At 39.1% G+C, this 14,198-nt stretch carries 12 protein-coding genes and 4 pseudogenes; 7 read left to right on the top strand and 9 right to left on the bottom strand.

Features of this window, described 5'->3' with window-relative positions; genetic code table 11:
* Positions 1 to 998: 998 nt before the first annotated feature.
* Positions 999 to 1,622 carry a Uma2 family endonuclease gene (locus CDC33_RS12565; protein WP_109008750.1) on the bottom strand — a complete coding sequence of 208 codons (624 nt, stop codon included), beginning with the start codon at positions 1,620 to 1,622 and terminating at the stop codon, positions 999 to 1,001.
* A gap of 48 nt (positions 1,623 to 1,670) precedes the next feature.
* On the opposite strand from CDC33_RS12565, the gene CDC33_RS12560 reads away from it, so the two are divergent.
* The gene (locus CDC33_RS12560; protein WP_219930027.1) at positions 1,671 to 2,093 is read left to right on the top strand and encodes a tyrosine-type recombinase/integrase; all 423 of its coding nucleotides are present in this window, start codon (positions 1,671 to 1,673) and stop codon (positions 2,091 to 2,093) included.
* A 288-nt stretch (positions 2,094 to 2,381) separates the two neighbouring features.
* Here CDC33_RS12560 and CDC33_RS12555 read toward each other — a convergent pair.
* From CDC33_RS12555 to CDC33_RS39820, 7 genes and pseudogenes are all read right to left on the bottom strand, one after another.
* Positions 2,382 to 3,557 (bottom strand): annotated as a pseudogene (locus tag CDC33_RS12555) (ISLre2 family transposase); the annotation flags it as partial.
* Between the two features lie 175 nt (positions 3,558 to 3,732).
* Positions 3,733 to 4,131 (bottom strand): tyrosine-type recombinase/integrase, encoded by a 399-nt coding sequence (locus CDC33_RS12550; RefSeq protein ID WP_244919217.1) that lies wholly within the window; start codon positions 4,129 to 4,131, stop codon positions 3,733 to 3,735.
* A 267-nt stretch (positions 4,132 to 4,398) separates the two neighbouring features.
* Positions 4,399 to 4,812, bottom strand: coding sequence for an HNH endonuclease (locus tag CDC33_RS12545; protein WP_109008749.1), 414 nt, complete (start codon positions 4,810 to 4,812; stop codon positions 4,399 to 4,401).
* Positions 4,813 to 4,822: 10 nt separating this feature from the next.
* Complete coding sequence (locus CDC33_RS12540; protein WP_109008748.1) at positions 4,823 to 5,197, bottom strand: hypothetical protein; 375 nt, start codon at positions 5,195 to 5,197, stop codon at positions 4,823 to 4,825.
* A gap of 354 nt (positions 5,198 to 5,551) precedes the next feature.
* Positions 5,552 to 6,820, bottom strand: a pseudogene (locus CDC33_RS41920) (ISAs1 family transposase).
* A 166-nt stretch (positions 6,821 to 6,986) separates the two neighbouring features.
* On the bottom strand, positions 6,987 to 7,241 hold the full coding sequence (locus CDC33_RS39825; protein WP_219930024.1) for a hypothetical protein: 255 nt from the start codon (positions 7,239 to 7,241) through the stop codon (positions 6,987 to 6,989).
* Positions 7,242 to 7,505: 264 nt separating this feature from the next.
* Positions 7,506 to 7,946 (bottom strand): transposase domain-containing protein, encoded by a 441-nt coding sequence (locus CDC33_RS39820; protein ID WP_219930023.1) that lies wholly within the window; start codon positions 7,944 to 7,946, stop codon positions 7,506 to 7,508.
* A 129-nt stretch (positions 7,947 to 8,075) separates the two neighbouring features.
* Between CDC33_RS39820 and CDC33_RS12520 the strand changes: the two genes are divergently transcribed.
* The 4 genes and pseudogenes from CDC33_RS12520 (at position 8,076) to CDC33_RS12505 (ending at position 11,502) form a co-directional block, all read left to right on the top strand.
* Entirely contained in the window at positions 8,076 to 8,360 is a 285-nt protein-coding gene (locus tag CDC33_RS12520; RefSeq protein ID WP_219930022.1) for a hypothetical protein, read from the top strand.
* 1,097 nt (positions 8,361 to 9,457) lie between these two features.
* A pseudogene (locus CDC33_RS12515) lies at positions 9,458 to 10,243 on the top strand (substrate-binding domain-containing protein); the annotation flags it as partial.
* A 135-nt stretch (positions 10,244 to 10,378) separates the two neighbouring features.
* Positions 10,379 to 10,747: pseudogene (locus CDC33_RS12510) on the top strand (substrate-binding domain-containing protein); the annotation flags it as partial.
* A gap of 506 nt (positions 10,748 to 11,253) precedes the next feature.
* Complete coding sequence (locus CDC33_RS12505; RefSeq protein ID WP_181373987.1) at positions 11,254 to 11,502, top strand: hypothetical protein; 249 nt, start codon at positions 11,254 to 11,256, stop codon at positions 11,500 to 11,502.
* Positions 11,503 to 11,645: 143 nt separating this feature from the next.
* Here the strand turns inward: CDC33_RS12505 and CDC33_RS12500 are convergent, their stop codons facing one another.
* On the bottom strand, positions 11,646 to 12,593 hold the full coding sequence (locus CDC33_RS12500; protein ID WP_109008747.1) for an amidohydrolase family protein: 948 nt from the start codon (positions 12,591 to 12,593) through the stop codon (positions 11,646 to 11,648).
* A 46-nt stretch (positions 12,594 to 12,639) separates the two neighbouring features.
* Between CDC33_RS12500 and CDC33_RS12495 the strand changes: the two genes are divergently transcribed.
* On the top strand, positions 12,640 to 13,002 hold the full coding sequence (locus CDC33_RS12495) for a class I SAM-dependent methyltransferase (RefSeq protein ID WP_244919216.1): 363 nt from the start codon (positions 12,640 to 12,642) through the stop codon (positions 13,000 to 13,002).
* A gap of 104 nt (positions 13,003 to 13,106) precedes the next feature.
* Positions 13,107 to 14,189, top strand: coding sequence for a formylglycine-generating enzyme family protein (locus CDC33_RS12490; RefSeq protein ID WP_109008746.1), 1,083 nt, complete (start codon positions 13,107 to 13,109; stop codon positions 14,187 to 14,189).
* Positions 14,190 to 14,198 lie beyond the last annotated feature (9 nt).

Here is a 14,198-nt window from a genome sequence, read left to right as displayed (position 1 = left end):
CTGAACTAATCGGTTCAGTTTAGCTGTTTTGGGAATTCGCCAACGGTATCAGATACGAGGAAAAAGCAGCAAGATGGTCTGAAAAGCCTTGCTGTATATAAGTTTGAGCATTTTTGAAGCGAAAGTAGGATTTTGCCTGAAGATACTTGCAGTCTGAGGGTCAATAATTGCTTTTCGCCTACCCAAGAGTTTAGTAAATACTGTGTGGTAGGAGGCTAATGCTTTGGGCTGTAATCCATTGCATATAGGAGTTTCAGAGAATTTACGGCGAAAGATATTCATCGTTCAACCTGTAAAACCTGTAAATAAAATTAATAAAAACTCTAGTTCTTGTAGCCCATATTCCGCACTTCGCTTTGTAGCACACCAGTGCTACAGTTTTTGGGCTAATAGTCCTTGAATAGCGATCGCTAAAAGTCTAGTAGATAGCAGTGTTAATACTTAATCAGAATAATAATTTTTTGTAGCATTTATTGAAGTATTAAAGCACTACATTTTGAAGTGCGGAATGTGGGTTTTATAACTGTCCAGCAAGTGACTTCCTTGGTTCAACTTGCTGGCTTTTGATTTAGGTGTAGAAAAAATTGATTTTCACATTTTCTGTGGATGGTGCTAATGGTGTAGAGCTAGCCATAGATAAAAAACTTGAAATTGACGCTGATTATCGCCATTAAAAAGTAGGATGTTTTTATGAATACTTGATTATTTTATTTCCAGCTAGATATATTTACTATGCAGTCAATAGCTTGCTAAATCAAGATATGCAAAACTACTTCTCAAGGAAAATCATAGCTCTAACAGCTAACAAAGAAGAAAACCTGCAAGCTCCTCTATTCGAGGAACTATTAGACTCCGAAACCAGCAAAATCGTCGGTGGAGCAAGTCTTCAGCCTACGATTTCGATTTCGGAGGAGGTACAGATTAATATTGGTAATATATATTCTTATCCTTCTTCTGCGAGCGTAAGAGTAGTGTAGGGATACGTCCGTAGTAATTGATCAATAACGCACTGAAAAAATTTGTTCAACAGTTAGATTTAAATCAGGAAATGTTGGGGACTCTATACGGTCGTCTCCTCTAAACTGTTTACCACGATATTCACCCTCATCACTTAAAAAGTAAATTGTGATTGTTGGCTGTTTGGGGTCGCCTATCAATTCTTTGCTACCCAAAGCAGCATAATCCACAATCCAATATTCTTGAATACCCATTTCTTCATAGTCAGCAAGCTTTTTATGATAATCATCTCTCCAGTTAGTACTGACCACCTCAATCACTAATGGTATCGATTCCGGTTTAGTAATTATCGATTCATTTTCCCAATATGCCTCATTTACTAAATTAGGAAGATTTAGTAAAAGAACATCTGGGAAGTATCCTGATATCTTATTTTCCAGTTTGACTAAAGTTTTACTTGGTATACCGTACTCAAGTTTAAGACGGTGACATTCGACCATTAGAATCATGACTAAAAACGCCACAATTTTTTCATGTTTTCCTTTCGGTAAAGGCATTTGTATAATTTCTCCGTCGTATAATTCGTAGCAAATATTTTCTGGTTGTGTTTTTAAAAAATCTACAAATTCATCAAATGTGAATAGTTTTTGTAGTGATTGAATCATACTGCTGTAACCTGAAAATTGAGAGTTAACGGGGTGTAGCGGTGAAAAGTGAAAGTAAATCGTCATGGACGCGCCAAGATACTTACTCTACAAGAGATACAACTAATTTTCAACCAGGGTTTTCAGAACGGCCGCGATCGCACAATATTTGGCGTATGTTTATTTAGTGCCTGTAGAATTCGAGAATGCTGTACCCTGTTCACCCAAGACATTTACACACCTAAAGGCAACGTTAGACCTCGGTTGGTGATTCGGAAAGCAAACACTAAAGGCAAGCTGGCTACTAGGTCAATCCCAGTGATTGAAGACCTACGGCGGTTACTGGTTGAATATTACCCAATGGCAGGGGATGTTTATTTGTTCCCCGGTCGCAGTGATGGACACATTAGCGAAGATTCAGCCGCTAGGATTTTAAGAACAGCTTGCAAACAAGTTGAGATAATTGGCGTGAGTACACATAGTTTCGGGTGAACGAAAAAAGGTGTGGGGAAGAGCTTAGTTAGCTAGCTTTGCCCGCTAACTAAGCTCTGAGTAAGATAAATTTTAATGTCCATTTTTGAAACAACGAGTGAGAATTTGGAAATTCACTACTGACTCCCAAGGCACAGGCTAATTCTAATACCATTGGTAGCCATTTATCTTTTGGTAGCCCTAACTCTTCATCAACTTTAACGGGAGCAACGCGATTTGGTGAGATCGGGCAAAAAAGCTGCGATCGCTAAAAATTATCTTTAAGTACAAAGTGACTTTATTTGCCATGCGTTCTCCAGTAGCTGATAATATAATCTCACCCATGTTTCTCATTAAATCCAGTGCTTGACCTTTTTTTAACATTTTACGAGACTTTTTAAACCATTGTTGACGCTCATTATTTGTGCTAAAAGCAGCATCGGCAAAGTCTTGTAAATGTGATGCTGCGTGATAAAAATCTAACAACTGATAAGTTTCGTGGGGACATTGTAGTTTTTTTAATAAAGGAGGGATATGTATCCATATCCACTCTGCACCATCCCCAATTAATAAAACTTGTTTTGCTTGGCTTATACCCAAATTTACTAAATACATTTCTAAAATCTGCATGAACCCTTGATAACCTGAATATGTACCATCATTAGTAATAGGAATTGCTGATGTCCTAATTTTTTGCCCTTGTTCATTTACTACATAAATTGTTAGTAATTTTGGCTCCATCCATTCACCTGCAAAGCCATAACGATTTGTTTTAACCTTACGCTTTCCTTTTTTCGGTATCCGAATACGGGTACGACCACCGTCTACAGCAATTACAACACGTTGGTCTTTAAGAATATTTAAAGTGGATAAATTACCAGATTTTAAGTCATTTAGCTTGTGAGTACGTAAATCTATTCCCAACTGACCAAAATAATATGTTAGCCGTTCTATTCGTTTTAAACTAATCTTTATTCCCCAATCAATTAGTGTTGTACGTGCAGCTTCAAACGAACCTGCAATTGCGCCATATTGAGCAACCTTTGATAAAACAACTGGGGTTAAACCCTCGGACATTCCTAAATATCTTAAGAATGGACAAAATCCTTCATGTTGTTTATTTTTATCTGGTTGATTTTGACGTTCAACTACATACGGTAATTGTAAAGTTACTTCAACATTACCAATCGTTAATATTTGTCGCTTTTTATAACCATGTTTTTGCGTTTTATTGTGCCACCAACCCTGTGTTTGCTGCATCGCTTTATCCAAAAAACCTTGGGACTTAGACAGATTATGAAGTAATAAAGCGATACATTCTCCTGCCAAAATTAATGCAGATTTCCTAATTTCTTCCTCACGTATTTTTAAAACTTGTCCATCAAATTCTGAGATGTCAGTTAATTCTAAAAGTTTCGTAACTTTTTCTTGAAAATATGACAAATATTTGCTTATATCGAAAGTAGAACATATATTATTTTTCATTGTAGGCATCCCTGTTTTTGTTTAGATATTAGATATCAAAACCTTTACTCCAAAGGGAATCCTACCTTTTTTTGTCTCCCAAAAATGAGTCATCTTTAGATATTAAAATATTCCACAAATCTAAAACAGTATTAATACTGTGTATTCTGTAGTAAAAATACAAATTATACTGAAACTAGTTTTTAGCGATCGCAGCTTTTTTGCCCGATCTCACCAAATCGCGTTGCTCCCTGTATGAAGCATGGTGTGAAATCATCAGGGGGAAGTCGCTGTTTAACACCTCTCCCTGCTGTTGGCGCAATTGCAAATACTCTGCTAAAACTTTCCGACTCTCTTTTTTTAGTGGAACTAAGTGTGGTTCATTGGTTTTGGTGTCAGGTAAAAACAGCAGCTTGCCATCAAATGAGCCAACATTTAGCTGTACAACTTCCCCTGCTCGGAGTCCATGACTGAGAATGTGAACGAGTGCTGTATCCCGTTGCTTTGTTTCTCCTAGCAATTCCAACGCTGACCATACCTGCTCCATCTGCTCTGGAGTTAAACTCTGGGCTGGTGGTAGTGGTACTTTTTCCAAGGCGCTAGGTTATTGCTGCGTAAAAATTCCAGCACCTTTATCCATCGAATATCTGTGGGTGTGCTAATTTTAACAGAACTTCTATATTTTCTTGTTTGCAGACTAGATAGATTTCTATCCAATGGTATCAGTTTTATCGGAGATAAAGAATCTGTGCTATAATCCATCTTTAAACTAAATAAATAATTTTAATATTTATATTTCTTTATAAAACAATTAATTAGCTTTTATATCATTAGTTCTTATAAAGATACTAAATTTACATACTCAAGGATATTTTTGCTGACTCATTAATACTTGCCTTTGTAGTAATCGATTAGGAAGATTAAACTGAAGTAACTTTGCAGTTGCTTGCCCTACTTGAGTTTTTCCCTCAATTCTTACACTCTCAAAATAGAAATGTTCATCCCAAATTTGACGCCGAGGATTGTACAATGGCACTATTTCTCCAGTAGCCGAGTCAATTGTCGCAAAATCAGAACCTTTATGACGATTGCATAATAAACATGAAAGAGCTAAATTTTCCGCCAAAGTTTCGCCCCCATGTTTCAGAGCAAGAATATGATCTACTTCATGGGTATATATTGAAAAATCTTGGTGAATTAAACAATATTCACAGCGTCCTGACGCTCTACTAACTACTAGCTTGCGAAGTTCTGTTGAAATTGAAGTACTGGCCATCAAATTTTCATTACTTTTCCATAGCGCGGGCCTTTAGCAGAATCATTAGATGTTCTAATTGTTCGTAAACATCTAATTGAGCTAATTCCATCTGAGTTAGTGAAGCAGAACGGTTTTTCTCTAATAATGCTTCTAACTGCATTTGCGCTTGTGATGAAACTTTAAAAGCAATTATCTCTTCTGGCGTTGGACGTTTAATCAAGAAATCCAGCACTTCTTGATACACTTCGGAAATCTCTACAGTTTGTGCATTCACTTTTGGCTGCTCGCTTGTTTGTTGCACATCTGCATCCAACAATAGCCAAAGTAATTGGGGTAAGCGACTCTGCAAAGGTTCTAGACGTTGAGCTAGTTCATCCGGGATCTGAATCGTTAATTTTGCCACGTCTCCAACTATGAACTAAGGTGTTTGCTCACATTATGCTTTAGATTACGTTGTAATACAAAACTACAACACAAAATAAGAGATGGTTATGTAGAGTACCGATGACTATAGCAGGGTAAACGCACCTTATTTCCTAACAAAAACTAATAAGGATTTTCAAGTCATCTATACAAGTACAAAACTTGATAAAATTATAAACAAAATAAATCGATTCTTTGGGAATCGTCTAAATTAACTTATCTCTAATAAAAGAACTCTTATTTAAGGATAAATTAGCTAACTATTCAGCCATGAATAAGTAAACTTATCCTTGAAAATAAGCAACAATCTTAACTAAATTATTGACAAATTAGTTTACGCTAAAGCTAAAACTCTTTCTAAATAGTTATTGTCCATTGCTGCCAAAAACTGTTTATTTTTGATTCCCCGTTTCACACGCTTCTCTTTACCTAAAAGATTTACTGCTATCTGCCGCATTACTGCAAAATTTTGTGGAGCATTATCTTTTCTAATGCGACAGTCATCTTCTTTTAAAGCCACATCTAATACCCAATGCAATGAGTTTTCTATCCCCCAGTGACTCCGAACCGAATTAGCAAATTGTTTAGCATTATCCTCAAGGCTACTAATAAAATAACGAGTCTCCACTGTTGTTTTACCACCTACTTGTCGGACGGATTCTACCATCCCAATACTATTAAAGTTCGACCAAACTGAATCAGGATCAAGCCGAGATTGAATTCCTGTTAACATCGCGTAGTTGCGAATTTAATGACGACCATGCCCATGTTCTTCTGTTTTGTATGTGCTATGTTGAAAATCTTGAAAACCCTTGCCTATCTCTGCTTTAAATAGTTGCTCTACTTCATCATAAAGATTACCTTGATTCTTTTTAAGGGTAATTACGTAATCTGCATTTTGTTGGCTAATTAACTTCACAATCTCCTTCTGGCAACCGATGGCATCAATTGTCACGATACAACCAGATAGTTCTAATACTTTTATTAATTCGGGAATTGCTGTAATTTCATTTGATTTCTCATCCACCTTTACCCCGCATTTCTCACAAGCGGTGCGATCGCTATTACCAAACCTTTATCAGGCTTAGATTTTGAGCGTTTTAGACACTGCACGAATCACAACAATATGTGAACGGCGTATTTTATCTCAAGTCTAAGTGGCATAAGCGTTTTGGGCTACTCGTTTAAACCTTTGTGAGAAATCCGGGTTTACCTGCCCTAACACTAACTTATTTGTAGTTGCCCACGCACTTACCATTTGTATTGCACTTTGCTCACTGCTTCTCTCATGGGAGCCACATAAAGTTTTACCGTCAATTGCTACTACTTCACCATCCGTTATGATCTGGATTGACCTTATCCAATTTAAGAAACATTCCTGAAATTTATGTGAATTCAATTGTGCAAATACTCGTGCAAATGTATCATGTGATGGAATGCCATTTGGTAGCTCTAAAAACGTTTTCAACCACTCATATTTCGTGCAGCCATACAATTCAATTGCTACCCAACTATCTGCTCCACATATCACTGCACACAAGGCAATTGTGAGAATGTCAATTAAATTGTGTCGCTTCGTGCGGTCTATTCTTGGGTCTTCCATTAGGGCAAAGTGGTCAGCAATCGTAATTTTGGGCTTGAGCTTCACGCTTTTTTAGGGGCTTTCCTCTACTTCTAGAATGACTTTATCATCAAAGCCTCATTGCTCAACTTCCATCCCATCAGCGATCGCTACCTTTCTTGGACTCATTAGTATATGTGTACCACATTTAGATGCGTTTGCCCTGACCATAAAGCCCAACAATATCTAGAGTAGAATAAGCTGTTGTATCTAAGAGAGTAGTAATTAAGCTAACTTGTTCAGTGCGAAAGCCAGGAACAACAATATAATAATATATCTCTCGTACAGTTATGGCTGAGGGTAAAGCATTAAATTCATCTTTGCTCAATCCCTGTGGGCATTTTTTAGGTTTCTGCCAAGTTACTAGCTTGTCACTTGATCCAATTATTTTACCTTTTCGCATTGTGGTTTTTCGAGCTTGGTGTTTCCGAAAAACTGCATCACAATTTCTATTTTTAATAGAAACAAAATCAGCATAAGCGCAAAATGCTCTATCCCCTAAAAGGATATCCAATGGATTAAGAAACTGATATAAATTTCTGGCTAATTTAATATCATGCGTATTCAGAATATCTATGCATAGTGCAATAGCGCTTCCAGTAGCTAAACTGAATATTACACCGATTTTTGCAATTGGGAATCCACATCCAGATGCTTGAGTAGAGGGTTAAGGGTATGCTTTTTGATTATCTGGAATATCTGGCATCGATACCGTAGACCCATCTATTACTTTCACATTTCTTCCACACCATAAATGCTCTATTTCTACCTTCTCTTCTAAGCTTTTCCCAACCTGACTAAAAAGGGTTTCTAAAAATTTTTCTGGTAATCTAGACCTAGCTTGACAATAAGCGCTCGTGTCAGACGATGGAATTTCTACATCAATTTCAGCTAAATAAGCAATGACTTTGCTAACTGCATTATGACAACTCTTATCAGCTTCTATTACTTGAGATAAAAACGCCCAAAGCGTTACTATTGGATCAAATAATCGCCTATAGTATCTAATTTTTAGCTCCGAGAGTGCTTGTTCAATTACAGATGATGGTAACAGTTCTTTGAAAGGTAGCCCCAAACGGGAGCAATGCGATTTTCTTAGGCGACTCAAAAAAAGTGCGATCGCTAATCATCTTTTTCAGTATATATATATATATATTACATTATTAATTAGTATTAATACGTAAAACATTCTCCTAATGAACAGCGTCCGTAACATCAGTTTGGAGTGCTATTTTTTTTGATCGCACTTTTTTTGGGTCGTCTAACAAAATCGCATTGCTCCCATCGTTTATCGCTACAAGGTACTCGCCATCATTTAATTAATTTTATTCCCAAATTCGAGGTTGCTGACTCTAAAAAACGGCTTAGACTTTATCGCACTTTACTAAAAATTATCGTTCACAAAGAAGTTCCTGACCGTCTCGCACGCACTGAACCACGAGTTACCAAACGCCGCCCCAAAGCATATCCCAGATTGACCAAACCCCGGCAAGAATTACGTAAACAATTGCAAACTGCTTAATTGATAAGCGTTTCGGCTTTTCTTAGTGCCATTCCTGTCTGAATAGTATTTCACTCAGCTTGATTGTTTGGGGTGAAGGCAAATCATCTGGATGTAAGTATGGTTGATTCATAAGGTTTTGGTAAGCTTCAAAAATAACGAAGCTGCGGTGAAGATTGGTACTTCTGATTTTTTGCAGATTGAATATTGCAGAAAAATCAGGTTTACTAGATTATCAGGGTAAGCGCATCTCAAACCCTATTGACACGGTGGTTTTGGGGTTCAGCCAAAGCACAAATCAGTTCCAAATTACTACACTGAGCCAAGGGGTGGGATTGACATTTTCGTCTTTATGTGGTCAAAAAACATAAAAAGCTATTTGACCCATGTTTTTTCAATCATTTACGACAATTTGTCCTATTTTGAATGAAAGACTGATATTCAGATAGAGGTTTAAGCTTTTTGTCTGTATTAAGAGCTACAAAATTAGATGCGCTTACCCTGACTAGATTATTGTTCTTGAGTGACAATCGACAATAAGTCTAACCACGACTGGAATAAGTTTGCTTGAGATTTGAGATTTGAAATTTGAGAGTGGAACACGCATCAAATTATTGGCATTTAACCAAACAACCTCGACTAGCCCCAAGTATTCTGCAACTTCTTTGAGTAGGTTTTTTTGTTCTACTACAGCACTAATTTGTCAGGATAAGATTTACCCCAAAGAACTCTCATTGGTTAGTAGTATGTTTTCTACGGCTTGCATTACTCGCCTATCAAGCATCAAAGCTGAAACTAATCTCTAAAACTGTATTGAATACTACTTTCTACCAACTAAATTGGTAGAAAGCTGCTACTAGATAAATGCTCTATTTATTATCGGAAATTGGGGCTTTTGAGCCAAAATAACAGTAAAAAGTAACCACCCGCAAATTATTTTTGCGCTTGGCAAGCAAATTTGCAATTTCTATGATAGTCTTTTTATATGGGGAATCAAGACAGCGAAAGCACAAAAACTCGTCAAAGAGAAATGATATAAACTCAAAGACCAGACTTTCGCCTTGGCAGATGCAATATTTAAATCCGCTACGGCTTTTTGAAACTAAGAGACAAAGCCAATGAAGCAGGATAGTGACCTCCGTAATAACTTGAAGTCGATTAGAACTCGCTTAGGCATGAGCCAACAAGATTTGGCTAACATCGCTAGTGTGACTCGTCAGACTATTAGTGGTGTAGAGTCGGGACTATATGCTCCCTCAGTAGCCATAACACTTCGCTTGGCCAAAGCGCTTGGCTGTCAAGTTGAGGATCTATTCTGGTTAGAGCGGGATTTACCTGAAATCGAAGCAGTTCTTGCTAAACCTGTTCCTAATGGTCAGCAACTACGAGTTAGCATGGCTCGTGTAGGCGGACAATGGATAGCTTATCCTTTAATTGGTAAGGATGCTTTTCGCCAAGATATGATTCCGGCTGATGGTGAAAGTACAAGTGTTGCAGGTACAAATAAAGTTCGAGTCCGTCTTTTAGACGATAATCTCGACACACTCCATAACACCGTTGTAATTGCTGGTTGTGCCCCTGTGATTTCACTATGGGCAAGAGCCACCGAACGCTGGCATCCTCAACTGCGAGTTCAATATAACTTCGCCAATAGCATGGCTGCATTGCACAGTCTATGCAGAGGTGAGGCGCACATTGCTGGGATGCATCTGTACGATCCTGAGACTGGTGAGTATAATACTCCCTTTGTTCGAGATGTTCTGGCTGGGAGGGAAGCAGTTCTGATTACCCTTGGTGTTTGGGAGGAGGGACTTTTGTTAAAGTCAGGGAACCCAATGGGAATTAGAACAGTTAGTGACTTAGTGGCTGGGCTGACTTTTCACGGGAAGTCCTCAAGCCTCGAAAAAGCGTGGCTTTTTCCACAGCCTAATTATCAATAGCTCTGAGTTAATGAAAATAGCTAACGGAAAAATCAGGGTTTAGGAAACCGCTAAAATAAGCTTTTCCACATGCCGTGAAAAGTCAGAGTGGCTGGGGGAGCGACTATTGTTAACCGTGAAATCGGTTCTGGTAGTCGGATGCTTTTGGAACAAACACTCCAAAAGGAGCAGATACCGTTCGATGCTGTTCAGGGCTTTGACAATATACTCAAAACTCACCAAGATGTTGCCCAAGCTGTAGTCAGGGGAGTTGCCGATGCAGGTATGAGTACGGCATCTGTAGCTACCGCTTTTGGGCTGGGATTTATCCCTTTACATCAGTCACGATATGATTTGGTGATTCTCAAAGAATATTTAGAAGAAGCACCTGTACAGCAGTTGCTCAGTACTTTGGGACATCGAATGGTTCACTCCCAATTTGAAATTCTCGGCGGTTACGATATTAGCAAAATCGGGGAAGTTGTAGCTGTAACGACCTGCAATACTAATCGCTCAAACCTGCAATCAAGACATTTACAAACCAGGATTAAATGCAACTATAATTGCGCTTCAGCCAGGATTAAATGCAACGTTCCCCTTGATTATTTGCAACCAACCTGCAATCATCGGTTTGAGCCAGGATTAAATGCAATCTCTTAAAGTAAAAAAAACGAACGGTTTTTTAACTGCGTCACCAGTAAGGCTTAGAGTTACTTTTACCGTTGGTTTTTAAGTAAAAAAACTCGGTAAAGATTTCATTGTTAATTTATAAAATTCTCAAATGAGTTTTTTGACAAACTCCTGTCAAGGAGAGAAAACTTAGTCATAGTAAAGTGTTGAGCTGATTTGCAATTAAACAAGCGTCGAAACGGATGATTGCAGGCTGGTTGCATTTAATCCTGGCTCAGTTGCAGTTAATTCTGGCTCAACTGAAATTATAGTTGCAAATAATTCTGGTTTGAAAAAGTCTTGATTGCAGGTTTGGGCATTTATAATTGCAGGTCGCTACACTTAATGACCTAACTCAAATTATCAAAGAGCAGCAACAAATTATTAATGAGGTTAAAGTAACTTTACTACATAGTCCGAAAGAGAATAAAGAAGCTAAAGTGGCTCTATTACCGGGCTTGCATATTCAAACTAATAGCAAATTTCCTAAACAACCTTCCAGCAATAAAACTTTTACAGTGGCTCAAGCAGTTGGAGACGATAACAAAGCTATTGAAAAACTGAATTGTCCCTAAGAATCAGTCATAAATGCTTTTTTGATTAGCAGATAAGAGCCTGGTTTTACTTGACTCAATTTGTAGGTTTAATCCTAAAACCCTCAAAACTAGCTTGACAAAATGCTACTTTGAGTTAATGCCCAAGCTGAATCAACATCACCCTATTGGCTCAACTCGGTTAGGAGTTGGTTTCGTCGCTTTGATGATGTAAATGCTACCTTGATGGCATTACGAGTTATGGCAAGCAATTCAGCAGCAGAAAAACCAAGGGTATGAGCTACTGTATACTCTCGCCCAATGGTAGTACAGATTTGGACAGGATCATCTGTACAAAGGGCGATCGCAATACCAGACTCCACAAGCTGCCGAACCGGATGCTCTGTATAAGAAGCGACGGCTCCCAAAACAACGTTACAACTAAGGGAACACTCAACGGTAACGCCGCTCGTCGCCAGCAGTTCTAACAAGTGCGGGTCACGAACAGCCTGTGTTGCGTGACCGATCCTGGTCAGTCCAGGGACGCGCAGAGCAGCAGCAATATTGGCGGTGGAGAATTCGCCTGCGTGCGCGGTAATACCTAGCCCCACCGCAGCAGCTCGCTCCGCAATATGATAGGCAGTTGTCCAATCCGCCTCGGTGTCATACGGTTCGTACAGGAAATCTATACCGCCTAGCCCCTCATCTGCTGCCTGAATACAAGCTTGTAAAAGTAGCTCAAGGCGATCGCGATCAAACCGTCCTAGTAAAAAAGTGAAAATTGCTTCGGCGCGGATCTGCGGATATCTCGTCTGAACACGACGCTCGGCTTCTCGAAACAATCCCATAAAGTCTGGTCTTAGTACCGCTTCGTTACCAAAACGGACTTCTACCAAGATGGCTCCGTCTGCTGCTGCTTCGTCCAGCAAATCCTCAATCCGTGCGATGAAGTTTTCTGGTTCGGCATCGACATCTCGCGCTACGGGGAAAATGCTAGCCAGGTATCGGAGACGCTGCATTCCAGGAGGTGTTTCAGCCATCAGTCGCTCTGCCAAGTGCCGCCAATTATAGGATGTCCGCCGCTCACGCCGCGCCAATACCCAAATAAATTTACAGTATCGATACTCAACCATCCTGTTGATATTGCCTCGGATTTACAAGTCCCAGAAATGGGGCTTTATGAAAAAAAATGCAGTAGAACAGATATACATAGGTATAGCCCGACTAAACCGTATAAATATGAAAAAATCCAACTACTATGACTATATTGCACAAATCTATGACCAAACACGCTGGCTAACAGAATCAATCGCAGAGGAAGTCGCCGACTTTATTCTTAAGCTGACTTGTGCCACGCCTAAAACCTCTTTTTTAGAACCAGGTGTTGGCACAGGGTTAAATGTTATTCCTCTTGTCAAACGGGGTTATTCTGTGACAGGAATTGATGCTTCTCAAGAAATGCTCGATCAGTTTCGTCAAAAATTAAATGTCGCTCCTTTTAATCTGAAACTGATTCACGGCGATTTTTTCGATAACAGATAATGTAATGCAAGAAATAGATTACCGAAAAATACAACGAAAAGGGGGATTGTTCATCTAAAATCAAAAAAAATAATATAAGTTTGAATAAAAGTTGAATCTTATTGATGAACTACAGGCATTTAATTAAAAATAGCAAAATTGAGAATATTAGAGATGGAAAAAAACATTACTTTCTCACACTAATATTCATTCAGGGAATAGCGATCGCACTCTTATTCATCAATACAACCGCATTGGCAGCCACAGTCAATCCCTGTCCCCAAGGTATGGCGATGATTTCAGGAGGAACGTTCAAAATGGGGTCTGATAATTCCAGTTTTGTGGAAGAGCGATCGCCTGGAGATGTAACGGTGACTGACTTCTGTATTGATAAATATGAGGTAACAAATGCACAATTTGGTGAATTTGTCAAAGCCACAGGATATGTGACAGTTGCAGAGCGTCCCTTATCTCAAGAACAGTTTCCCGATTTACCCGATGAGCAGCTATTACCAGGTTCCCTAGTATTTGAGATGGCAAAACCAGGTGTCAAGCAAATTTCATTTCTGAGTTGGTGGCATTGGACTACTGGCGCGAATTGGCAACATCCCTTTGGGCCAGACAGTGCTATCGCTAGCAAATCCAACTATCCAGTTGTTCACATAGCTTACGAAGATGCTCTAGCCTACGCCAAATGGTCTGGAAAATTCTTACCTACCGAAGCGCAATGGGAATACGCCGCGCGTGGTGGCTTGAATGGTGCAACATACACTTGGGGCAATGAATATTCTGAACATAGAGCCAACACTTGGCAAGGAATTTTTCCCTTTTTCAACACCAAAGCCGATGGTCACTTGGGCATTGCTCCTGTCGGTTCTTTTACACCCAATGGTTATGGACTCTATGACATGACCGGCAATGTTTGGGAATGGACTACTGATTTCTTTCAAGTCGGACGCGATCGCAAATCCGATCAAATTAATCCTATTGTCTTAAATCAAAGCTTTGATCCCAATAAGCCCGATGAACCAGAGTTACACGTCATCAAGGGGGGATCGTATCTCTGCGCTCCCAATTACTGTAGCCGCTTCCGTCCGGCGGCGCGGGAGTCAGAATCACCCGATACGGGAACTACTCATATCGGGTTTCGGCTAGTTAAAAATTTGCCTGACAGCACACTACCTATAAATCCAAAATCCAAAATCTAAAATCCAAAA

Source organism: Nostoc commune NIES-4072, from assembly GCF_003113895.1.
GTDB classification, from domain to species: domain Bacteria; phylum Cyanobacteriota; class Cyanobacteriia; order Cyanobacteriales; family Nostocaceae; genus Nostoc; species Nostoc commune.
This window is presented reverse-complemented; position numbering and strand designations above follow the sequence as displayed.